Consider the following 19,816-nt stretch of genomic DNA (forward strand, 5'->3'; position numbering starts at 1 on the left):
GCTGTTCGATGTGAGCTTACCCACACCCTAGCGGGCTTTGCGATTAGCACCACACGTTTTGGTTAGTATCGCTATTGGCCGCGTCTGGCTATGTCGTCGTGCCTTGAATAGGCAAGTGCGGCAGTTTATTTGGTGTTTTCTGGCTATCGCACCGGGGTGCGCAGCAGAGACACCACGGCATCGCCCAATCGGATCGGATCGATCGGGTGGGGGACCGCGGCCTCCGCACGTGACCACCGGGCCAGCCAGGCGTCGTCGACGCGGCCGGTGAGCACCAGTATCGGTGGGCAGTCGGCGATCTCATCCTTGAGTTGTTTGGCGATGCCCATGCCTCCGACCGGGGCGGCTTCCCCGTCCAAGATCACGAGGTCGAACCCGCCCTTGTCCATCTGCCGGATCACCATGGCACCGGTAGCGACGTCGAGGTAGGTCAACTCGGGCAGGTCGGGGTGCACCCGCTTGCCGAGTGCCAGCTGCACCTGTTCCCTGACCCGTGGGTTGTCGCTGTAAACGAGGATCCGCAACGGACGCGATGACTCGGCCATGCGCCGATGGTACGGCTAGCCCACCCGTTGGAACACGATGTCGCCCGAGATCGTCGCGATGTCAACGATCATCCCCATCATGTTGCCGTCGACGCCGAACTCCTGGCGGTCGATTTGGATGCGGGTGCGAAACTGCACCGTCCGGTCGTCGAGCACCGTGACGTCAGCGATGAGCTCCAGCGGTTTGGTGGTGCTTTTGATCGTGAGCTGCCCGCGCAACTCGACGGTGTCGACGCCCGTCGCTGTCAACCCGTTGATCTCAACGGTGATGTCGGGGAACTTCTGCGCGTCGAAGAAGTCGGCGGAGTGCAGATGGGTGTCGCGCCTGCGGATTCCGGTCCGCAGCGACGCGGCTTTGATGTCGACGCGGCCGAAAATCGTTGGTCCGCCCGTGAGTTGAGCCTCGCCGCGTACCTCGGTGAAGCGGCCTCTGACCGGCATCAGCCCCCACATCGACTTGACGTTGATCCCGAGGGTGGACTTGTCGGGTACGACGCGCCATTCGCCTGCCGAGGTCGGGTCGTCGAGGAGTTCCTGAACGCCTGTCATGTCACCTGCCGTCGAGTAGTGGGCTGATCTCCGCGGGGTCGAAGTATTCGTCGATGCGGCGGATCAGCCCGTCGGTCCCCACTTTGATCACGATGCAGACCCGCATCGCGATCAATCCGCCGTTGTGGCCGTTGGCGTGCAGGATGTGCTGCTGTACGAACCCGCCGTCGAACAGTTTGCGCTCGAGGATCTCGTAGCGACGGTCGGTCGTGGTGTCCATGAACCAGGTGATGACCCGCAGCGCCCGGTCCTTGTCGCGGTCGCGGTCGGCGACCTTCCAGACCACCACGTCGTCGCTCCACATCTGCCCAACCGCCGCGATGTCGCCCTTCTCGATGGCGGCGAACAGGCGATCGGCGACGTCGGCCACGACATCGGGGTCGGCGACCATATCGCTCCTCTCTTGACCTCAACAGGCGTTGAGGTTGAACACTTGGCGGCATGGATGTGACACCTACTCTCTCGCTATTCGACGACGCCTACAAGGCCGGTGCCGCACCGTGGGTCATCGGCGAGCCGCAGCCCGCGGTCGTCGACCTCGATCGGGCGGGCCTGATCCGCGGGAAGGTGCTCGACGTCGGCTGCGGCGCCGGCGAGCACACGATCCTGCTCACCGGGCTGGGTTACGACGTGCTCGGCGTCGACTACGCCCCGTCGGCCGTCGACTACGCGCGTCGCAACGCCGCCGCCAAGGGCGTCGACGCGCGCTTCGACGTCGCCGACGCAATGGATCTGGGATCTCAGCGGTACGACACCATCCTCGACAGCGCGCTGTTCCACATCTTCGACGCGGCGGACCGCTTGCGGTACGTGCGCAGCCTGCACGCGGCGTGCCGGGCCGGCGGGGTGGTCCATGTGCTGGCGCTGTCCGACCGGGGCCGCGGGTTCGGTCCGCAGGTCAGCGAAGCCGACCTGCGGAGCGCGTTCGGCCAGGGCTGGACGCTGGAGGAGCTGGCGGAGACCACCTACCGCGGCGTCGTCGCGCAGTCGCAGGCCGACGCCATCGGGTTGCCGTCAGGAACGGTCGTCGACGAGCCGGCGTGGCTAGCACGCATCCGGCGCTAATAGCCCGGGTGGGCGACATCGAGGCGGTGTCGCACCAGCGTGCGCAGCACCGGCAGCAACTCGGCGGCGCGCTCGTCGAGCTCACCGGCGCGGATCGCGGCGGCCAGTTGCGGCTCGTCTCGATAACCGATGCCGGCCAACGCGGCGGTGACCTCGCCCGCGGAAGTGTCGAGCAGTTCGCGTTCGACGATGCGCAACACGTTGGCCGCCACGCGCGCGTGGAAGTTGAGTTGGGCGGCCTCGGTGAGCGGACTGTCCGGGCCGGTGGCGCCGCGCACGTCGTTCTCCAGGAATCCGGCGACGGCGGCGATGAGTTCGGCCGCGGTCGGTCTGCCGTACAGCCAGTTCATCGTGGGCCACCGCCTTCCAGCAGATCCAAAACGTCCCATTCGGTTTCGCTGACCCGGCGCCCGATCGCGGCGAGCTCGACCGACTCCGTCACGCCGGACAGATGCCGTTCGGCCTGATATCGGCAGATGACACCCCAGCGCAAGGTCGCGACGGTCAGCCACCACCGGAACGTGTCGCGATCCAACGTCGTCCCGGCGGCCGACTCGTAGGCCGACAGGAAGCTCTCGACGCTGCCCAGCCCGCCGGCGCCGAGGTCTTCGGCTGCGCCGAAGCGCCACGCCCGGATGCAGAACCAGGCCAGGTCCTCATAGACCTCGCCCACGTGCACCAGCTCCCAGTCCAGCACCGCGGCCAGACCGTTGTCGTCGACGATCAGGTTGCCCATCCGAAAATCGCCGTGCACCAACACCTGCGGCGTCGGGGCGGGCCGGTTGCGTGCCAGCCAGCGAAACGCCCACTCGAATGTCGCTGTGGTGTCGCCCATCTCGTCGAGCCGGTCACGCCACTCGGAGAGCTGGTCCGACGGCGGCACGTCGATGCCCTGGTAGTCGGCGCGGTGGATCGCGGCCAGCGCGTCGGCGCACTGCTTCAGCAGCCGCTCGCGCCCGCCGTCGTCGAGGGTGCGGTAGATCCTGCGCACGATCGTCTCGCCGTCGATGGCATCGCAGATCAGGTACGGGTTACCCAGCGCCGCAGGGGAGTTGTCGGCGGTCAGGATGCGGGGCACCGGCGCGCGCGCGGCTGCGGCGCGCTGTTGCACAGCGGCTTCCAGCTCCATGCTGGCGTGCACGTCGTCGGGTGGGCCGGTGCGCAGGATGAGCGCCAGGCGGGTATCGGTGACCGCGTCGAAGGCCCACGTGGTGCGGCTGGCGCCGCCGGTCAACCGGTGCAGGTTCTCGACCACGACGTCCGTGCCGAGCACCGGCTGCAGCACCGACTCCAGGGCTTGCTTCACTTGCGGCCGAACCCGAAGAGCCGCTGCGCCACCCGGCGGATCTGAATCTCCTCGGCGCCCTCGGTGATGCGGTAGCGGCGATGGTGACGGTAGATGTGCTCGAACGGTTCGTGCCTGCTGTAGCCGACGCCGCCGAACACCTGCATCGCGCGGTCGGCGGCCTCACACACCAGCCGGTTGGCGCGGTAGTTGGCCATCGACACCTTGTCGGACACCTCCATGTGGTGGTTGCGGTCCAACTCCGTGGCGGCGTAGCGCACCAGCAGCCGCACCATCTGTGCCTCGGTCTGCAGTTCGACCAGCGGCCACTGCACCGCCTGGTTCACCGATAGCGGTTTGCCGAATACCTTGCGCTCGCTCGCATAGGCCACCGCTCGGTCGATGCAGTGCTGGGCGGCGCCCAGACTGCTGGCGGCCTGGCGGATCCTGTTCTCGTGCAGGAAGGTCTGGCCGACCTCGAGCCCGCGGTCGACTTCGCCGAGCACGGCGTCGGCGGGAACCCGGACGTCGTTGAACTCGACCTCGCCGTGATCGGTGGGCATGTTGAAGGTCCACCAGTAGTACGGCACGGTGACGCCAGGAGTATCCATCGGGACCAGGAACGCCGTGATGCCGCGCGCCTGACCGTCCTCGCCGGACGTACGCGCGAACACCAGGTCGTGGGTGGCGCGGTGCACACCGGTGTTGAACCGCTTGGCGCCGTTGATCACCCAGCTGTCACCGTCGCGCACCGCGCGGGTCTCCATCCAGGTGGCGTCAGAGCCGTGGTTGGGCTCGGTGAGGCCGAATGCCATCGACCGCTCGCCGGTGATCAGGGCCTCGGTCCAGACCTTCTTCTGATCGTCGGTGCCGAACCGGTCCATCATGATGACCTGCGGGAAGTTGCCGACGATCGAGGATTCGTCCTGCAGGTCGTTGTGCAACCCAAGGCCTTTGTGCGCCAAGTGTTCTCGGATGACCGCCATGTCGAGGTTGGAGCCGTCGCGCCCGCCGAACTGCGACGGCAACCCGTAGCGCAGCCAGCCGGCCTTGTCGGCGCGTCGCCGCATCTCCGAAAGCAGATCCTCCCACTCCCGCCTCGGGATACCGCCGTTGTCCCAGTCGGTGCGCGCATGCTCGCGGCGATGGTCGAAGTACTGGATGTGCTCGCGCTCCAGCGGCTTGATCTCGGCCTCGATGAACGCATCCATCTCGGTGAGCAGGTTCTGCAGGCGGTCAGGGAGGGCGAAATCCACGGTGATTCCTTTCAATTGGTTCGCCGAGCGCACGGTTGTTCGCGGGTCCACCCGCGATTTGTGTACAACGACTGTGCGCTGGGCGGCAGTGGGCTAGCGGCCATACAGCGTCTTCTTCCAGATCTTGGCCAGCGTGGCGATCGCGTCCTCGTCCCCGATCTCGAGGTCCAGCCCCGAACCGCCGACGAAGACGGTGGTGAAGTTCTCGAACAGCAGCGCGATCGCGGCCGCGGTGTGTTCGGGGTCGAGGTCCTCAGCGTAGCCCTGCTCCTGCGCCCGGCGTACGGAGGCGGCGACGACGTCCATGCCGAGCCGACGAAACTCGTTCTGCACGAGGGCGAACCGCGGTTGGGTGGCGGCGAGTTGAGCGACCGCGATCATGATGCCGATGTTCTGCTTGAACATGTTCCAGTAGCCGGTGACCACCGAGCGGAAGAACGCGTCGTGATCGGGCGAGTCAGGCAGCGTCAGGTTCGCGCCCGACGGCTCCACCACGTCGTGCAGGAAGGACTGCGCCAGCGTGGCCAGCAGGTCTTCCTTGTCGGCGAAGTAGCGGTAGAACGCTGCGGGCGACTTACCGGCCGCCGAGGTGATGTCGCTGAGCGTGGTGCCGTGAAACCCGCGTTCGGCGAACAGCTTTCGGGCCGCCTGTTCGATGGCCTCCCGGGTCTGGCGGCCCTTGGCGCTGAGCGTCGCAGAGGTTCCCGTGGCCACGTCGGTCTCAGCCCAGTATCCGGTCGCCGGCGCGTAGCAGCGAGCTGGGTAGCTCATGTCCGACGACGCGCTGCGCGACTTCGGCGGCGGCGATCGCGGCCGGTAGGTCGACGTCGACGTGGATTCCGCTGTCACGTAACAGATACACCAGGTCCTCGGTGGCGATGTTGCCGCTGGCGCCCGGCGCGAAGGGGCAGCCGCCGAGCCCGCCGGAAGATGCGTCGAGCCGGGTGACACCGGCGCTGACGGCGGCGTAGGCGCTGGCGAGCCCGGCGCCGCGAGTGTTGTGGAAGTGCGCGCCCAGGGGGCGGTCGCCCACCTGTGGTCGGATCACGTCGATGAGGTCGGTGACCCGCCGCGGCGTCGTGGTGCCGATGGTGTCGGCAATGGCGAGCCGGTCCACCCCCGCATCGGTTGCCGCGGCCACGATGTCGACGACGCGCTGCGGCGGGGTCGGCCCGTCGAACGGGCAATCCCACGCGGTGGCGATGATGACCTCGACGGACACCGCGCTGTCGTGGGCGATTGCGACGATCTCGGCGATCTGCGCGGTCGCCTCGGCGGTGCTGCGCCCGACGTTGGCGCGGCTGTGCCCGTCGGCCGCCGAGACCACGTACTCGATCGATGACAGCCCCGCGGCGATCGCGCGCTTGGCGCCGTTGGGGCTGGCGACCAGCGCGGAGAACTCGATGTCGGGAAAGTTGTGCAGTTCGGCGGCCAGTTCCGCCGCGTCGGCCAGCGCGGGCACCTTCGACGGGGACACGAACGCCGTCGCCTCCATCTCACGCACGCCGGTGGCGGCCACGGCGGCCAGCAGTTCGAGCTTGGCCGCCAACGGAATGGGATCTTCGATCTGCAGACCGTCGCGCAGCGAGACGTCGCGGATGTCGACATGGTCGGGTAACTCGCTCACAGCGTTCCTTCCGCCCGAAGCGCGTCGAGTTCGTCGGCGGACTTGCCGAGCAGGCCGCGGTAGATCTCGTCGTTGTGCTGGCCGGGGGTGGCCGAGCCGGCGTTGCGCACCGTGCCCGGGGTGTCGGAGAGCACCGGCACGATCCCAGGCCCCAACACCGAGCGTTCGACGCGTTCGTCCCAGTGCTCGACGAGCATGCCGCGCGACCGTAGCTGTGGGTCCTCGACAACCTCGGCGACGGTGTTGATGGGCCCGGCGATCACGCCTGCGGCGCTGAGGGTCTCGATGATGTCGTCCGGGGCCCGGTCCGCCGCCCAGTCACCGATGATCTTGTCCAGTTCGTCCTGGTTGCGCCCCCGGGCGCCGTGGTTGGCGAACCGGTCGTCGGTGGCGAGTTCGGGGCGGCCCATCGCACCGCAGAGCCGGCGGAACACGGTGTCCTGGTTGGCCGCGATCACCACCCAGCTGCCGTCGGCGCTGCGGTAGATGTTCGACGGCGCAATGCCTTCCAGCCGGGTGCCCGACGGCCCTCGGACCACCCCGCCGACGTCGTAGTCGGGAATCGTCGATTCCTGCACCGCCAAACACGCCTCGGTCAGCGCCGCATCGACGACCTGACCCTCGCCGGTGACCGAGCGGCGGTACAGCGCGGCCAACGCGCCCTGCGCGGCGAACATGCCTGCGAGGCTGTCGCCCAGCGACAGCGCCAGCCGCGGCGGCGGGCCGCCGGGAAAGCCGTTCATGTGCCGCAGCCCGCTGGCCGCCTCGGCGACCGAGGCGTATCCGGCCTTGTGGGCCTCGGGTCCGGTCTGCCCGTAGCCGGAGACGCGGACCAGGATGACGCCGCGGTTGCGCTCGCGCAGCACGTCGTAGCCGAGGTTCCACTTCTCCAGCGTGCCCGGCCGGAAGTTCTCGACGATGACGTCGGAGCGCTCGACCAGCTCGAGAAACAGCGCCCGACCGGCCTGGGTGCGCAGGTTGAGCGTGACGGCTTTCTTGTTGCGCGCGTGCACCGTCCAGAAGAAGCGGTGCCCGTCGAGTTCAGCCTGGCCCCAGGTGCGCAGCGGGTCGGGCGCTCCTGGCGGCTCGATCTTGATCACCTCGGCCCCCATGTCGCCCAGCAGGCGCCCGGCGAACGGCCCGGAGATCAGCGTGCCGACCTCGATGACCCGGATACCGTCGAGCGGACCAGCCACGCTCATAGCGAGAACCCGTGCCTGTGCAGCCAGTCGGTGACGACGCCGACCGCGTCGCGCAGTTTGTCGCGCTGATCGGCGCCCGCATAGTAATGGTTCGCCCCAGGGATCTCGTGCATCTCCTTGTCATGATGCCCGATCGCCTCGAAGAGCCTGCGGGTATGGCTCGGCGTGCACGCGTCGTCGGCCAGGTTGCCGATCACCAGCGTGGGCACCGCGATGTCGGCACCGCACTTGACGGCGTCGCCGTTGGCGTCGTCGTAGCTCCACTGCGACAGCCAACTGCGCAGCGTGCAGAACCGGGCCAGGCCGACGGGGGAGTTGTTGACCACCTGCGGGTCGCCCAGATAGCAGGTGCCGGGCGCACGTTCGTTGGGGTCGACGGTCGGGTCCAGCCAGCGCGGGTCGGCCATGGTGCCGTGCACGACGAACGCGAACTCGTCATCGGGCCGGCCCGCTGCGGCCAGTTTGGCTAATTTTTCCCTGACCCACTTGGTGATTCGGCGGTTCCGGTCGATCTGTGCTTGCCGGTAACGGGCCAGGAACTCCTGGGTGTAGGGCGGCTGGTTGGGGTTGTCCGGGTTGTACAGGTCCAACTCGGGGTCGCGTGTGGACGGGTCGGACTCGTCGAGGATCGACGCGTCGAGCCATTCGGTCATGGTGCCGTGACGGCTGATGTGGGCGGCCAGCAGCATCAGCCCGTCGGCGGGAATCAGACCGAGCGTGGTCAGGTCGGGGCCGTCGCCGGACGGGCTGGCCGTGATCGTGGGATGTTGGGCCTGCTGCTGGTAGAACACCGACAGCGACCCGCCGCCGCTCCACCCGGCCAGCACGACCTTCTCGTAGCCCAACCGGTTCTTGGCGTCCTTGATGCACTCGCCGAGGTCCTCGACGACCTTCTCCATCAGCAGCGCCGAGTCGGTGCCCCGAAACCGGCTGTTGCAGTAGATGACGTGATGGCCGGCCCGGGCCAGGCCGTTCATCATCGGCAGGTACGCGCCGCCGCCGATCGGGTGCATGAACACCAACACGGTGTCGGAGGGTTTGTCCTTGGGCCGCAGCAGGTGGCTTTCCAGCACCACCAACTCGGCCACCCCGCCGTACACATCGCGCACACCCGAGTTGTTCTGGTATGCAACAAGATAGGGGATGCGGTCGTATTCGTGCTTCACAGCCGTGGTCATCAGTGCTGCCCGAGGTCGTTGGCGAGCACTTCCTCCGACGGAACCAAGCGTCGCCGGGTGTCCACCGCGATCACCGACCAGTCGACCCGTTCGTAGTCGTCGAACTTGCGCCGGGCACGCTCGCGAGCCTTCTCCGGTGCGCCGTGGTGAACACCTTGCGGCGCATGCGAAATCAACCCGGGCGGCATCGGGATGCCGTAGAGCGATCCACCGTGGAAGAAGGCGATCTCGTCGTAGTCGACGTTGCGGTGATACCACGGGGTGCGTTCGGTGCCCGGCACGCTCTCGGCGGGTTTGGGCAGGAAGTTCATCACGTAGACGCCGGTGGCCTCCATGAACAAATGCACGGTCGGCGGCAGGTGCACGCTGTCGGAGGTGACCACGTTGTAGTCCTCGATGTTGAAGGTGAACGCGAAGTTGTCCCCGCGCCACCCTTCGACGTCGAGCGGATGATGTTGGTAATAAAGCGATGTCGGCCCGCCGGGTACGGACGGGTGGATCAGCCGCACCTCGTATTCGCCGTCGACGGTCGGGCCGGTGCCGTCCTCTGACGGGGCGGGTTCCGGAATCGTGGCCTGCGACGGGTCGAACGGAAAATGACGTCCGAGCGCACCCGGTGGTGGCACCCGGAACTCGTCGGTGGCTTGCACCATCAGCAAGGTGGTCTCGGATTCGGGCACGTGCCGCCACGTACACGCCTTGGGCAGGTACACCCAGTCGCCGGTGCGGTAGGTCAGTGGGCCGAACTCGGTTTCCACCAGGCCCGCTCCGGCGTGCACGAAGCACAGCAGATCGCCGTCCACGTAGCGGGTGTAGAACGGCATCGGCTCACTGCGCCGACTCAACGACACCCGGCAGTCGGGGTTGGAGAACAGCAACAGCGGGCCGCCTGCCGCGTCGGTGGCGTCGCTGGGCTTGAGTTCGCTGGACAACACGTCGAGAGGCCGCAGCGGCCCCTTGCTGCGGTAGGCGGTGGGATCGTTGCGGCGATACATGTTCGCCGTGCGGCCGGTGAACCCGCCGCGTCCCAACTCGTCGTCCTTCAGCCCGTCGAGGTCGGCGTGTAACCGCCGCGGCGTTCGGCCTTTGCGCAGGTGGACGAATGATTCCATGGCGACTCCCTCGACGTGGCCGGTGCAGAACTAAAACTGACTTTAGTTTTAGTTCCGGGGTCCGGTCAATCGGTGAGGTCGACGCGCACGGTGAGCAGGTTGGTGCCGAACGTGCGCACCCCCAGGCTGTTGAACTGAGGCAGCGACCGCAGCCGCTCGTGCGGGTCGTCGTCGGGCATCAGATGCGCGACGCCGTTGTGCCAGCGCCCGTTGAGCCGCACCCGCACGTTGGGGTTGGCCTTGATGTTGCGGATGTAGTGCGACTTGTCCCCGAACTCCGAGACGAACCAGAACTCGTCGCCGACGCGCTTGCCGCCCAACGGGGTCTGACGCGGCTGGCCGGTCTTGCGGCCGGTCGTCTCCAGCAGGGTCTGGAAGGGCATGAGCCGCGTCAACCGGTTCGCGACGTTCTTCTGGAAGAGCATCGTGATCTTGTCGCGTAGGTCCTCGGCCATGGTTTCCCCTTCGATCTAGATCATTGCGGTACGTGACACTTTCATACCCAGTCTGAGTGCGCCGGCCAGTTCACGGCTGGTGTCGTAGTCGAACACCACGTGCCCGGCGATCACATCGACGTCGCGCCTGATCCGTTGCAGCGGGTTGTCCACGAAGTGCGCGCTCGCGCCCGACGCTTCCAGGACCAAACCGATCACCGCGCGCGATTCGGCCACGATGTGCGCGGCGGCCAGGCGCGCCGCCGCGCGCACCGGTCGCCCGATCTCATCGCCTGCGCTGACGGCGGTTTCGATCTCGCCGAGCGTGTCGGCCAGCAGGGCGCGCAGCGCGCGCAACCGGACCTCGGCCTCGGCGAGCCGGGCCTGGGCGATCGGTTTGTCCTTCTGCATGACGCCCTCATAGGCCAGCATGCGCGCCGAAAGCCGCTCGGCGTAGATCTGGGCAGCGCGTTCGGCGCTGCCCAGCGCGGGCATGGCGGCCAGCAACGCCAGTGCGGGCACCATTGGCCAGCGGTAGGTGTCCGCGTCGTGCAGTGCGGCGCCGGGCGCGGTGCCGGTATAGATGTCGACGACCCGCACCAGGCGATGCTCGGGCACAAACGCATCGGTGATCACCACGTCGTTGGAGCCGGTGGCGCGCATGCCGTCGGTGTGCCAGACGTCGTCGATGGTCACCGCGTCGATGGGCAGCAGCGCCAGCGCGGGATAGATGGCGTCGTCCGGCCCGCACAACGCGCCGACGATGATCCAGTTGCCGTCCATCACCCCGGTGGCCCAGGACCATCGGCCGCTCACGCGCACCCCGCCAGGAACCGGCACCCCGCGTCCGGTGGGTGCCAGGGGAGCTGGCGCCAGGAACGGGCGCGTCGCGAACGCCTCCTCCTGGGCCCGTTCGTCGAACAGCGCGAGCATCCAGTTGTGCAGGGCGTAGAAACCGATCGTCCACGCGCTCGACGCGCAGCCGTGTGCCATCCGCCGCACCGGGTCGAGGATCGCGGGAAACGCGGCCTGTTCGCCGCCGTAGCGCGCGGGCACCAACAACTCGGTGAACCCGGACGCCGTGAAGTCGCTGACCGTGTCGGCGGGCAGCCGCCGCAGCCCCTCGGCCTCCACTGCCCGATCGGCGAGTTTGGCGACGAACTCGCTGGTAATCGCGTCGGCTGCGGAGACCGTGGGCATATCGGCGGACGCTACCATACTTTTTTGTATGGAAAGTCGGTGCCAGGTCGGCGAACCGCGGTTCAGCGCCGCAGCATGATGTCGAGGAAACGTTCCCGCTGGTCGGCCGCCCGGGAACTGGGTCGACGACCGGACAGGTGTAGAAATCCGATACCGGCCGCGAAGGTGGCGTTGGCACGCAGGTCGGCTTCGTCGGCGTCGAACCCGTGGTCGCGAAACGCCTGCCGGACCGCGTCCAATACACGTTGATCGGAGGCGCGAACGCTGGCGGCCACCGCCGGATCGGTGCGGGCCCACTCGCGCATCGCGCGTTCCAATGTCCAGTGCCGCGGCGTCACCAGCGACGCCATCATCTGCGACAGTCGCGCACGTGGCGGCACGCCACTCGCGTCGGCGAAGAACCGTCGATCATCGTCCCGCAGTTCGCCCCACGCCTTCACGAGCGCGTCGCGATAGCTGGCCATATCGGAGAAATGCCAGTAGAAGCTGCCTTTGGTGGCCCCGACACGCGCACACAGCCGGTCGAGCTTGAGCGCCTTGATGCCTTCCTCGGCCAAGATCGTGTAGCCGGCCTCGATCCAGCTGTCCACCGACAGCCGCGATACCCGCTCGTTAGCCATGAACCGCAGCCTACGACCCCAAAACGAGCCCCACCGACGCCTCGATCACCGCGTTGCTGCGGGCCGATTCGCGGAGTAGTTTGGCGCAGGCAAATCAGCAGTCGTGGCCGGTCGGACTTTCTCACATGCTGGTCACATGTTTTACTGCTCACGCGACAACTGAAGTTTCTCGGTCCGTTCGACGGCCCCGGGGCAGTCGAGCGGGCACGACGACGCAGTGAAGACATCGCTGCGCCGTCGATGGCGATCGCTCGATCGCAGGGGAATGGCGAGTTAACCCGGTAGACCGGAAATGGATGGAATTGCAGTATGAGCTTCGTTGACAAGATCCGTGGCCCATGGGCCCGTCGGTTCGCGGTGGCCGCGGTAGCAGCGGCTGTGATGCCCGGCCTGCTCGGCCTCACCGGAAACACCGCCACCGCCGAGGCGTTCTCCCGGCCTGGCTTGCCGGTGGAGTACCTGATGGTGCCGTCACCATCGATGGGCCGGGATATCAAGGTCCAGTTCCAGCCCGGCGGCCCGCATGCGGTGTATCTGCTCGACGGTCTGCGTGCCCGCGACGACTACAACGGCTGGGACATGGAGACCCAGGCGTTCGAGTGGTTTTACGAATCGGGCCTTTCGGTCGTCATGCCGGTCGGCGGACAGTCCAGCTTCTACAGCGACTGGTACGCGCCGGCGTGCGGTAACAACGGCTGCCAGACCTACAAGTGGGAAACCTTCCTGACCAGCGAACTGCCGCAGTGGCTGTCGGCCAACCGGGGCATCTCGACGACCGGCAACGCCGCGGTCGGGCTGTCGATGTCGGGTAACTCGGCGATCATCCTGTCGGTGTATCACCCCGACCAGTTCATCTACGCCGGGGCGCTGTCGGCCTTCCTGAACCCGTCCGAGGGCAGCTGGCCGTTCCTGATCAACATGGCGATGGGTGACGCCGGCGGGTTCGACGCCAACGACATGTGGGGCAGGACCGAGGATCCCAACAGCGCATGGAAGCGCAACGACCCGATGGTGCAGATCCCCAAGATCGTCGCCAACGGCACCCGGCTCTGGGTGTACTGCGGTAACGGCACGCCCAACGAGCTGGGCGGCGCGAACCTGCCCGCCGAGTTCCTCGAGGGGCTGACGATCCGCACCAACATCACGTTCCGCGACAACTACATCGCCGCGGGCGGCAACAACGGCGTGTTCAACTTCCCGCCGTACGGCACCCACAGCTGGGAGTACTGGGGCCAGCAGCTGCAGGAGATGAAGCCCGACCTGCAGCGCTACCTCGGCGCCGCCTAGCGGTCCGACGCAACGCGAAGGTCCCCGGCTCGCTCGGCGCGCCGGGGACTTTTGCGTCGTGCCTGATGCGGTCTCAGAACCCGCCGGCCACCCGCACCACCGCGCGCCCGGAGTACTGCCCGGCACGAATCTCGTCGAGCACCCCGACGACGTCCTTGACGTCGACGTCGTGGGCGTAGTCCGCGAGGTGTGACGGCTTCATCGGGCCGCCCAGCTGCTCCCACAACGCCCGCCGCGGCACGATCGGCAGTTGCACCGAGTCGATGCCCAGCAGCGCCACCCCGCGCAGGATGAACGGCATCACGGAGGTGTTCAGCGCCGCCCCGCCGGTCAAACCGCTGGCCGCCACCGCGCCGCCGTAGTTCATGGTGCTCAGCACATCGGCCAGCGTGACACCGCCGACGCAGTCGACGGCGCCGGCCCAGCGAGACCTGGCAAGGGGCCGCGGCTTGGCGTGCGGGTCCTCGGGTAGCCGGTTGATCACCTCGGCGGCACCCAGCGCGGTCAACTGCTCGGTGGCCGATGCCTTACCGGTCGAGGCCACCACGTGGTAGCCCGCGGCGGCGAGCAGATCGACGCTGACCGACCCGACGCCGCCCGTCGCACCGGTGACCACCACCGGCCCGTCGTCCGGTGTGACGCCGTGGCGCTGCAGCGCCTGCACGCTCATCGCGGCGGTGAAGCCGGCCGTGCCGATCGCGGCGCCCTCGCGTGGGCTCAATCCGCCGAGTTTGACGACCCAGTCGGCGGGCAGCCGCGCGTACTCGGCGTAGCCGCCGTGGCGCCCGGTGCCGATGTCGTAGCCGTGGGCCAGCACCGCGTCGCCGACCGCGAACTCATCCGACGTCGACGCCACGACCTCGCCGGTGAGATCGATGCCCGGCACGATCGGGTAGTCGCGCACCACACCGCCTTTGGGCGTGAGCGCCAGCGCATCCTTGTAGTTGGCGCTGGAATACAGGACGCGGACCGTCACGTCGCCGGCCGGCAACGCGGACTCGTCCAGCGTCTGGACTTGCGTTTCGATGCGATCTTCGACCTGCTGCGCGACCAGCGCCTGAAAACTCTCCATGGCTCTCGACGCTAGTCGCCGGAGAGAGGACGAAGCTACTTGAGTTCGGCGGAGGACAGGCCCAGCAATCGGCGCGCCACCACAAGCAACTGGATCTGCTGGGTGCCCTCGAAGATGTCGAGGATCTTGCTGTCGCGCGCCCACTTCTCCAGCAGGGTCTGCTCCGAATAGCCGACGGTGCCGGCCAATTCGACTGCCTTGAGGGTGATGTCGCTGGCGACACGGCCCGCCTTGGCCTTGCCCATCGACGCTTCCTTGGAGTTGGGGATGTCGTTGTCCGCCTGCCATGCCGACCGCACCATCAACAGGTAGGCAGCCTCCCAGTCGGATTCCATCCGCAAGAACTCCGCGGCCGGGGCGCTCTGGGCGTGCGACGGCTTGTCGTAGGAGATTTCCACACCGGCCTCGGTGAGGATCTTGCGGAGTTCCTCCAGCGCGGCGCGTGCGATGCCGACGGCCATCGCGGCCACGACCGGACGGGTGTTGTCGAAGGTCTCCATGACCCCGGCAAAACCCTTCTCCACGTGGATCTCTGGGCTGCCGAGCAGGTTGTCCTTGGGAATGCGGGCGTTGTCGAACCGGATCACCGCGGTGTCGGAGGCCTTGATGCCCAGCTTGTCCTCGAGCCGTTCGACGGTGACACCGGGATGCTCGCGCGGAACGATGAACGACTTGATCGCCGCCCGGCCCAACGACTTGTCCAGCGTCGCCCACACCACAATGTGGGTCGCCCGTGAGCCGGCGGTGACGAAGATCTTCTCGCCGTTGATCACGTACTCGTCACCGTCGAGGGTGGCCGTCGTCGACACCGCGGCCGAGTCGGAGCCGAAGTCCGGTTCGGTGATGGCCATCGCCGCCCAGACGTCCTTGCCGAGCCGCTCGAGCTGCTCGGGGGTGGCCACGCTGCTGATCGCGGCGTTGCCGAGGCCTTGTCGCGGCACCGACAACATCAATGCCACGTCGCCCCAACTGATCTCCATCACGTTGAGCACCGCGGACATGTTGGCGCCGTTGTTGTTTGCAGCCCTGGGCTCGTCGCCTTCGCGGAACGCCTCAGCGCCGGCGAACGCGATGGTCTTGGCCTCGGAGATGCCCTCGAACAGGGTGGCCAACGTGTCGAGCTCGACGGGGTATTCGTGCTCGCGCAGATCCCACTTGCGCGAGATCGGCCGCAGCATCTCCGCGGCGCCCTGATGGGCCTTCTCGATGACCGCCTCGAGTTTCTTCGGCAGTTCCAGATTGATTGCCATGGTTCGTCTTTCGGATAGGCCAGGTAAATGTCAACTAGATGAGCACGACGCCTTCGGCGACGCCGATCGCGCGCAGATCGCGGTACCAGCGTTCGACGGGGTGCTCCTTGGTGTAGCCGTGGCCACCGAGAAGCTGCACGCCGTCGAGGCCGATCTGCATGCCCTTGTCGGCGCCGAGGCGCTTGGCCAGCGCGGCTTCCCGGGCGAACGGCAGCCCCTGATCGGCGCGCGATGCTCCGCGCCAGGTGATCAGCCGCAGCCCGTCGAATTCGATCGCCATGTTCGCGCACATGAACGCCACCGCCTGCCGGTGCGCGATCGGCTCACCGAACGCGTGCCGCTCCTTGACGTAGGGCACCACGTAGTCGAGCACCGCATGCGCGGTGCCGACCGCCAACGCCGCCCAGCCCAGCCGCGACAGCGCGATGGCCTCGGAGTAGTCCTGGTCGGTGGCGTCGTCCTCGCCCAGCCGCGCCGACAGCGGCACCTTCACCCCGTCGAGGGTGACCCGGCCGAGTGCCGCGGCGCGGATGCCCATGCTGGGATCGGCCGTGACGCTGAGCCCCTCAGATGAGGACTCGACGATGAACAGCGTCGGTTTGCCGTTGAGTTGTGCTGCCACGATGAAGATTTCGGCGTCGGCCGCGGCAGGAACCAGCGACTTGACGCCGTCGATGCGGTAGCCGCTGGGGGTGCGCACCGCCGTGGTCTTCAGCGCCGTCGGGTCGAAGAGCGCATGCGGTTCGGCGATCGCCACACAGCCCTGGGGGACGTTCTCGCCGGCGAACTCCTTGAGGTAGGTCGCCTGCTGATCGGCGCTGCCCCAGTGGGTGAGGGCCGATGCGACACCGGCGGGCGCCAGGATCGGCAGCGCCAACCCCATGTCGCCGTAGGACAGCGCCTCGGCGACCAGCACGTTGGTGACCGCCGCCCGATGCCCGGCGATCCCGTCGAAGTTCTCGGGCACGTTGATCGCGGTGATCCCGATCTCGGCGGCCTTGCCGACGAGATCGTCGGGGTATGACGCGGAATCGTCGGCTTCGCGGGCGGCCGGACGCATCACCTCTTCGGCGAACTCGTTGACCGTCTCGACGATCATCTTCTGTTCGTCGTCGGGGGTCAGGTCGAAGTAGTCCGAGCCGCTTGTCTTCAGCCGGGTCGGGCCGCTGGTGCTGCCCGACACCCGCTTGAACTGGCGGGTGGCCGCGCCGGCGACCGAGAACGCCTGTTTGACGCCGTACTTCAGGCCGCGGTTGAGCGGATCACGCAGCTTGTAGCGGTCGAGAAACTCCTGACCGACCAGCGGCGTCACCAGGGCCAGGCCCAGATCGGTCACGGTGCGCTTGTGCTTGTGCAGGCCGACGGCGCTTTCCTTGCCGGTGCGCCGGGGCTTGGATCCGTTTTCCGACGGCAGGGTATTAGACATTTTCAGCTGCCTCGCTATGGGGATTGTCGTTCGCGCTTACCGAACTGACTCCAGAGTAAGGTATCGGAACTGACTCTTGAGTAAGATCGTCGGCTTTGTAGCGCAACTCACAGGGTTACGGTGCGGAAAGCCTGGCCAGGACTGCGTCGTGCAGCAGGCCGTTGGTGGCCACCGCGCTGCCGCCGTGCGGACCGGATTTCCCGGCCAGGTCGGTGAAGGCGCCGCCGGCTTCACGCACCAGGATGTCGAGGGCGGCCAGATCCCACAGCGACACTTCCGGTTCAGCGGCGATGTCGACGGCCCCCTCGGCCATCAGGCAATAGGACAGGAAATCGCCGTAGCCACGCACCCGCCACACGTCGTCGGTCAACCCGATGAAGCTCTCGCGCAGTCCGCGCACCGCCCACCCCGACAGGCTGGAGAACGACAGGCTCGCCGAGCCCAGGTCGTCGACCCTCGACACGCGCAGCCGCCGCTCGGGTTGCGCGCCCGCGCGTGCGTAGGCGCCGTGACCGGTGTGCGCCCACCAACGTCGTTGCAGCGCAGGCGCACTCACCACACCGAGCATCGGGATGCCGTCCTGTAGCAGGGCCAGCAGCGTCGCCCACACCGGCACGCCGCGGACGAAGTTCTTGGTGCCGTCGATCGGATCGACCACCCACTGGCGCCCGGTGAACTCCGCGGCGCCGCCGAACTCTTCGCCGAGCACCGCGTCGTCGGGCCGGTGTTCACCCAACCGGCGCCGGATCATCGACTCGACATCGAGGTCGGCGTCGGTCGCGGGGGTCAGGTCCGGTTTGGTCTGCACGACGAGGTCGACGGCACCGAAGCGGGCCGTGGTCAACGCATCGGCCTCATCGGCGAGCGTCAGCGCCAGCGTCAGGTCATCGGCCTCGGAGTTCATGCTGTGGTCCTACCATGTCGGTATGTGGGAATTCCTGGCGATGCTGCTCATCATCGGCGCCATCGTCGTGATCGCCGGGCCCATGCTCATGCGTCGCCGCGGCGCCGGAGCCGACTGGCCCTCGGGCACCTTACTGGTCACCGGGGTCAGCCCCCGTCCCACCGACGTCTCCGGGCAGCAGTACGCGACCATCACCGGCGTCATCAACGGACCCACGGTCAATGAGCACGTGGTGTATCAGCGACTCGAGGTCGATGTCGACAACTGGCCGACGATGGGCGCGTTGTTCCCCGTCGTGTACTCACCGAAAAATCCCGACAACTGGCGGTTCGCCCCGCAGGAGGGCCCGCCGGCGCAGGATCCGCCGCCGGCCTGAGTCCCCGGGACCTGCCGTCCTCTAACGGTGCCCGATTCGCAGCAACTCGACGATGCTGGTCACCTTCACCCGAGGCCGACCGTGGGGTTCACCTGCCGAGCGTTCGTACTCATCGATCAGCTTCCAGTGCTCGCTGGTAATCACCTTGGGCTGGCACTGCGTCAGCCACCGCGCCAGCTGCTCGGCGTGATCGGCGTCGCGCTCGGGCAGTTCGTCGCCCTGTAGGTCGGCGATCAGGGTGTCGACGGTCTCCTGTGAGTCGCTCTTGTTGCTGCCGATGACTCCGGTGGGCCCGCGCTTGATCCAGCCGACGACGTACTCGTTGCGGCTGCCCTCGACGCGTCCAGCGGTGTGCGGGATGGTGCCGCTGCGCTCGTCGAACGGCAACCCCGGGGTGGGCACGCCGCGGTAGCCGACCGCGCGCACCACCAGTTGGGCCGGCACCTCCTCGCGCTCACCGGTGTCCTTGGCGACGACGCGGCCGTTGTCGGTGACCAGTTCGTTGCGGCCCAGCACGATGGACTCCACCTTGCCGTCGCCCTTGATCTCGATCGGGGAAGTGCGGAACCGGAACACGATGCGCCGTTTGGCGCCGCGCGGTGGCTGCTCGGCGTATTTGCGCAGCACCTTGATGTTGTTGCGCACGGTCTTGCCCGCCGCGTCGAGATCCTCGTCGGTGATGTCGGCGACGTCGTCCCGATCCACGATCACGTCCACGTCGGCCAGGCCCTCGAGGTCACCGAGCTCACGCAACTCCAACGTGGTGAACGGCGCCTGTAGCGGCCCGCGCCGGCCGACGATGAGGACCTCCTCGACGCCGCGGCCGTGCAGCGCCTGCAGCGCGTGGTCGGCGATGTCGGTGCTGGCCAGCACATCGGGGTCGGTGACAAGGATGCGGGCCACATCCAATGCCACGTTGCCGTTGCCGATGACCACGGCGCGCCCGTTCGACAGGTCCGGCCCGCTCTCCCCGAAATGGGGATGCGCGTTGTACCAGCCGACGAAGTCGACGGCGGCGACGCTGCCGGGCAGATCCTCGCCGGGGATGCCGAGAGGCCGGTCGGATTGGGCGCCGACCGCATAGATCACGGCGTCATACCGTTCGGCCAACTCGGCGGCCTGCACGTGCTCGCCGACTGCGACGTTGCCGAAGAAGCGGAACCGAGGGTCGGCGGAGGTGGCCTCGAACTTGGCGCTGACCGACTTGATCTTGGGATGGTCGGGTGCCACACCGGAGCGCACCAACCCCCAGGGGGTGGGCAGCATCTCGAGCATGTCGACGCGCACGTCGCGCTTCTGGTCGGTGTCGTCTTGGGCATCGGCGAACTTCAGCAGCGACGCTGCGGCAAAGTAACCCGAGGGGCCCGAGCCGACGATCGCCACGTGATATGGACGCATACCTCAACCTTCTGTAGGCCGTGTCACTGC

Annotated in this window: 22 protein-coding genes; 3 read left to right on the top strand and 19 right to left on the bottom strand. The window is 67.5% G+C overall.

Going from position 1 to position 19,816, the window contains the following annotated elements; all coding sequences use genetic code 11:
* Window positions 1-143 precede the first annotated feature (143 nt).
* The 3 genes from ABQE93_RS21785 to ABQE93_RS21795 are packed head-to-tail and all read right to left on the bottom strand — an operon-like array spanning window position 144 to window position 1,485.
* Window positions 144-545: an Rv3143 family two-component system response regulator gene (locus tag ABQE93_RS21785; RefSeq protein WP_448410638.1), complete on the bottom strand. Its 402-nt coding sequence runs from the start codon at window positions 543-545 to the stop codon at window positions 144-146.
* Window positions 546-560: 15 nt separating this feature from the next.
* The gene (locus ABQE93_RS21790) at window positions 561-1,094 is read right to left on the bottom strand and encodes a YceI family protein (protein WP_448410637.1); all 534 of its coding nucleotides are present in this window, start codon (window positions 1,092-1,094) and stop codon (window positions 561-563) included.
* Window position 1,095: 1 nt separating this feature from the next.
* A complete protein-coding gene (locus tag ABQE93_RS21795; RefSeq protein WP_448410636.1) occupies window positions 1,096-1,485 on the bottom strand; it encodes a nuclear transport factor 2 family protein in 390 nt (129 codons plus the stop codon).
* 50 nt (window positions 1,486-1,535) lie between these two features.
* On the opposite strand from ABQE93_RS21795, the gene ABQE93_RS21800 reads away from it, so the two are divergent.
* A complete protein-coding gene (locus ABQE93_RS21800) occupies window positions 1,536-2,159 on the top strand; it encodes a class I SAM-dependent methyltransferase (RefSeq protein ID WP_448410635.1) in 624 nt (207 codons plus the stop codon).
* Here ABQE93_RS21800 and ABQE93_RS21805 read toward each other — a convergent pair.
* The 11 genes from ABQE93_RS21805 to ABQE93_RS21855 form a co-directional block, all read right to left on the bottom strand.
* A complete protein-coding gene (locus ABQE93_RS21805) occupies window positions 2,156-2,509 on the bottom strand; it encodes a DUF6285 domain-containing protein (protein WP_448410634.1) in 354 nt (117 codons plus the stop codon). The genes ABQE93_RS21800 and ABQE93_RS21805 overlap by 4 nt on opposite strands.
* Entirely contained in the window at window positions 2,506-3,465 is a 960-nt protein-coding gene (locus ABQE93_RS21810) for a phosphotransferase family protein (RefSeq protein ID WP_448410633.1), read from the bottom strand. The genes ABQE93_RS21805 and ABQE93_RS21810 overlap by 4 nt, the downstream gene beginning before the upstream one ends.
* Window positions 3,462-4,700: an acyl-CoA dehydrogenase family protein gene (locus tag ABQE93_RS21815; RefSeq protein ID WP_448410632.1), complete on the bottom strand. Its 1,239-nt coding sequence runs from the start codon at window positions 4,698-4,700 to the stop codon at window positions 3,462-3,464. Before ABQE93_RS21815 ends, ABQE93_RS21810 begins: the two co-directional genes overlap by 4 nt.
* Window positions 4,701-4,793: 93 nt before the next feature.
* Entirely contained in the window at window positions 4,794-5,471 is a 678-nt protein-coding gene (locus ABQE93_RS21820) for a TetR/AcrR family transcriptional regulator (RefSeq protein ID WP_448438075.1), read from the bottom strand.
* The gene (locus tag ABQE93_RS21825) at window positions 5,422-6,327 is read right to left on the bottom strand and encodes a hydroxymethylglutaryl-CoA lyase (RefSeq protein ID WP_448410630.1); all 906 of its coding nucleotides are present in this window, start codon (window positions 6,325-6,327) and stop codon (window positions 5,422-5,424) included. The genes ABQE93_RS21820 and ABQE93_RS21825 overlap by 50 nt, the downstream gene beginning before the upstream one ends.
* Complete coding sequence (locus ABQE93_RS21830; protein WP_448410629.1) at window positions 6,324-7,529, bottom strand: CaiB/BaiF CoA transferase family protein; 1,206 nt, start codon at window positions 7,527-7,529, stop codon at window positions 6,324-6,326. Before ABQE93_RS21830 ends, ABQE93_RS21825 begins: the two co-directional genes overlap by 4 nt.
* Window positions 7,526-8,707, bottom strand: coding sequence for an alpha/beta hydrolase family protein (locus ABQE93_RS21835; RefSeq protein ID WP_448410628.1), 1,182 nt, complete (start codon window positions 8,705-8,707; stop codon window positions 7,526-7,528). Before ABQE93_RS21835 ends, ABQE93_RS21830 begins: the two co-directional genes overlap by 4 nt.
* On the bottom strand, window positions 8,707-9,819 hold the full coding sequence (locus ABQE93_RS21840) for a homogentisate 1,2-dioxygenase (protein WP_448410627.1): 1,113 nt from the start codon (window positions 9,817-9,819) through the stop codon (window positions 8,707-8,709). Before ABQE93_RS21840 ends, ABQE93_RS21835 begins: the two co-directional genes overlap by 1 nt.
* A gap of 65 nt (window positions 9,820-9,884) precedes the next feature.
* Window positions 9,885-10,274 carry a nitroreductase/quinone reductase family protein gene (locus ABQE93_RS21845; RefSeq protein ID WP_448410626.1) on the bottom strand — a complete coding sequence of 130 codons (390 nt, stop codon included), beginning with the start codon at window positions 10,272-10,274 and terminating at the stop codon, window positions 9,885-9,887.
* Between the two features lie 15 nt (window positions 10,275-10,289).
* Window positions 10,290-11,453: an acyl-CoA dehydrogenase family protein gene (locus ABQE93_RS21850; RefSeq protein WP_448410625.1), complete on the bottom strand. Its 1,164-nt coding sequence runs from the start codon at window positions 11,451-11,453 to the stop codon at window positions 10,290-10,292.
* A gap of 62 nt (window positions 11,454-11,515) precedes the next feature.
* The gene (locus tag ABQE93_RS21855; protein WP_448410624.1) at window positions 11,516-12,073 is read right to left on the bottom strand and encodes a TetR/AcrR family transcriptional regulator; all 558 of its coding nucleotides are present in this window, start codon (window positions 12,071-12,073) and stop codon (window positions 11,516-11,518) included.
* A gap of 309 nt (window positions 12,074-12,382) precedes the next feature.
* Between ABQE93_RS21855 and ABQE93_RS21860 the strand changes: the two genes are divergently transcribed.
* The gene (locus tag ABQE93_RS21860) at window positions 12,383-13,360 is read left to right on the top strand and encodes an esterase family protein (RefSeq protein WP_448410623.1); all 978 of its coding nucleotides are present in this window, start codon (window positions 12,383-12,385) and stop codon (window positions 13,358-13,360) included.
* 73 nt (window positions 13,361-13,433) lie between these two features.
* Here the strand turns inward: ABQE93_RS21860 and ABQE93_RS21865 are convergent, their stop codons facing one another.
* The 4 genes from ABQE93_RS21865 to hisN all read right to left on the bottom strand — a co-directional run bounded on the left by ABQE93_RS21865 (window position 13,434) and on the right by hisN (window position 18,012).
* The gene (locus ABQE93_RS21865; RefSeq protein WP_448410622.1) at window positions 13,434-14,432 is read right to left on the bottom strand and encodes an oxidoreductase; all 999 of its coding nucleotides are present in this window, start codon (window positions 14,430-14,432) and stop codon (window positions 13,434-13,436) included.
* 35 nt (window positions 14,433-14,467) lie between these two features.
* Complete coding sequence (locus tag ABQE93_RS21870; protein ID WP_448410621.1) at window positions 14,468-15,682, bottom strand: acyl-CoA dehydrogenase family protein; 1,215 nt, start codon at window positions 15,680-15,682, stop codon at window positions 14,468-14,470.
* Between the two features lie 34 nt (window positions 15,683-15,716).
* A complete protein-coding gene (locus tag ABQE93_RS21875; RefSeq protein ID WP_448410620.1) occupies window positions 15,717-17,108 on the bottom strand; it encodes an acyl-CoA dehydrogenase family protein in 1,392 nt (463 codons plus the stop codon).
* Window positions 17,109-17,223: 115 nt separating this feature from the next.
* Window positions 17,224-18,012 (bottom strand): histidinol-phosphatase, encoded by a 789-nt coding sequence (gene hisN / locus ABQE93_RS21880; protein ID WP_448410619.1) that lies wholly within the window; start codon window positions 18,010-18,012, stop codon window positions 17,224-17,226.
* Between the two features lie 22 nt (window positions 18,013-18,034).
* On the opposite strand from hisN, the gene ABQE93_RS21885 reads away from it, so the two are divergent.
* Window positions 18,035-18,388 carry a hypothetical protein gene (locus tag ABQE93_RS21885; protein ID WP_448410618.1) on the top strand — a complete coding sequence of 118 codons (354 nt, stop codon included), beginning with the start codon at window positions 18,035-18,037 and terminating at the stop codon, window positions 18,386-18,388.
* A gap of 21 nt (window positions 18,389-18,409) precedes the next feature.
* Here the strand turns inward: ABQE93_RS21885 and ABQE93_RS21890 are convergent, their stop codons facing one another.
* On the bottom strand, window positions 18,410-19,786 hold the full coding sequence (locus ABQE93_RS21890) for an FAD-dependent oxidoreductase (RefSeq protein WP_448410617.1): 1,377 nt from the start codon (window positions 19,784-19,786) through the stop codon (window positions 18,410-18,412).
* Between the last annotated feature and the right edge of the window lie 30 nt (window positions 19,787-19,816).

The sequence above is a fragment of the Mycolicibacterium sp. XJ662 genome, assembly GCF_053484035.1.

Bases quoted from the DNA above. Each gene is read 5' to 3' on its own strand.
- ABQE93_RS21785 (WP_448410638.1), bottom strand. From the start codon at position 545: ATGGCCGAGTCATCGCGTCCGTTGCGGATCCTCGTTTACAGCGACAAC.
- ABQE93_RS21790 (WP_448410637.1), bottom strand. From the start codon at position 1,094: ATGACAGGCGTTCAGGAACTCCTCGACGACCCGACCTCGGCAGGCGAA.
- ABQE93_RS21795 (WP_448410636.1), bottom strand. From the start codon at position 1,485: ATGGTCGCCGACCCCGATGTCGTGGCCGACGTCGCCGATCGCCTGTTC.
- ABQE93_RS21800 (WP_448410635.1), top strand. From the start codon at position 1,536: ATGGATGTGACACCTACTCTCTCGCTATTCGACGACGCCTACAAGGCC.
- ABQE93_RS21805 (WP_448410634.1), bottom strand. From the start codon at position 2,509: ATGAACTGGCTGTACGGCAGACCGACCGCGGCCGAACTCATCGCCGCC.
- ABQE93_RS21820 (WP_448438075.1), bottom strand. From the start codon at position 5,471: ATGAGCTACCCAGCTCGCTGCTACGCGCCGGCGACCGGATACTGGGCT.
- ABQE93_RS21830 (WP_448410629.1), bottom strand. From the start codon at position 7,529: ATGAGCGTGGCTGGTCCGCTCGACGGTATCCGGGTCATCGAGGTCGGC.
- ABQE93_RS21835 (WP_448410628.1), bottom strand. From the start codon at position 8,707: ATGACCACGGCTGTGAAGCACGAATACGACCGCATCCCCTATCTTGTT.
- ABQE93_RS21840 (WP_448410627.1), bottom strand. From the start codon at position 9,819: ATGGAATCATTCGTCCACCTGCGCAAAGGCCGAACGCCGCGGCGGTTA.
- ABQE93_RS21845 (WP_448410626.1), bottom strand. From the start codon at position 10,274: ATGGCCGAGGACCTACGCGACAAGATCACGATGCTCTTCCAGAAGAAC.
- ABQE93_RS21850 (WP_448410625.1), bottom strand. From the start codon at position 11,453: ATGCCCACGGTCTCCGCAGCCGACGCGATTACCAGCGAGTTCGTCGCC.
- ABQE93_RS21855 (WP_448410624.1), bottom strand. From the start codon at position 12,073: ATGGCTAACGAGCGGGTATCGCGGCTGTCGGTGGACAGCTGGATCGAG.
- ABQE93_RS21860 (WP_448410623.1), top strand. From the start codon at position 12,383: ATGAGCTTCGTTGACAAGATCCGTGGCCCATGGGCCCGTCGGTTCGCG.
- ABQE93_RS21865 (WP_448410622.1), bottom strand. From the start codon at position 14,432: ATGGAGAGTTTTCAGGCGCTGGTCGCGCAGCAGGTCGAAGATCGCATC.
- ABQE93_RS21870 (WP_448410621.1), bottom strand. From the start codon at position 15,682: ATGGCAATCAATCTGGAACTGCCGAAGAAACTCGAGGCGGTCATCGAG.
- ABQE93_RS21875 (WP_448410620.1), bottom strand. From the start codon at position 17,108: ATGTCTAATACCCTGCCGTCGGAAAACGGATCCAAGCCCCGGCGCACC.
- hisN (WP_448410619.1), bottom strand. From the start codon at position 18,012: ATGAACTCCGAGGCCGATGACCTGACGCTGGCGCTGACGCTCGCCGAT.
- ABQE93_RS21885 (WP_448410618.1), top strand. From the start codon at position 18,035: ATGTGGGAATTCCTGGCGATGCTGCTCATCATCGGCGCCATCGTCGTG.
- ABQE93_RS21890 (WP_448410617.1), bottom strand. From the start codon at position 19,786: ATGCGTCCATATCACGTGGCGATCGTCGGCTCGGGCCCCTCGGGTTAC.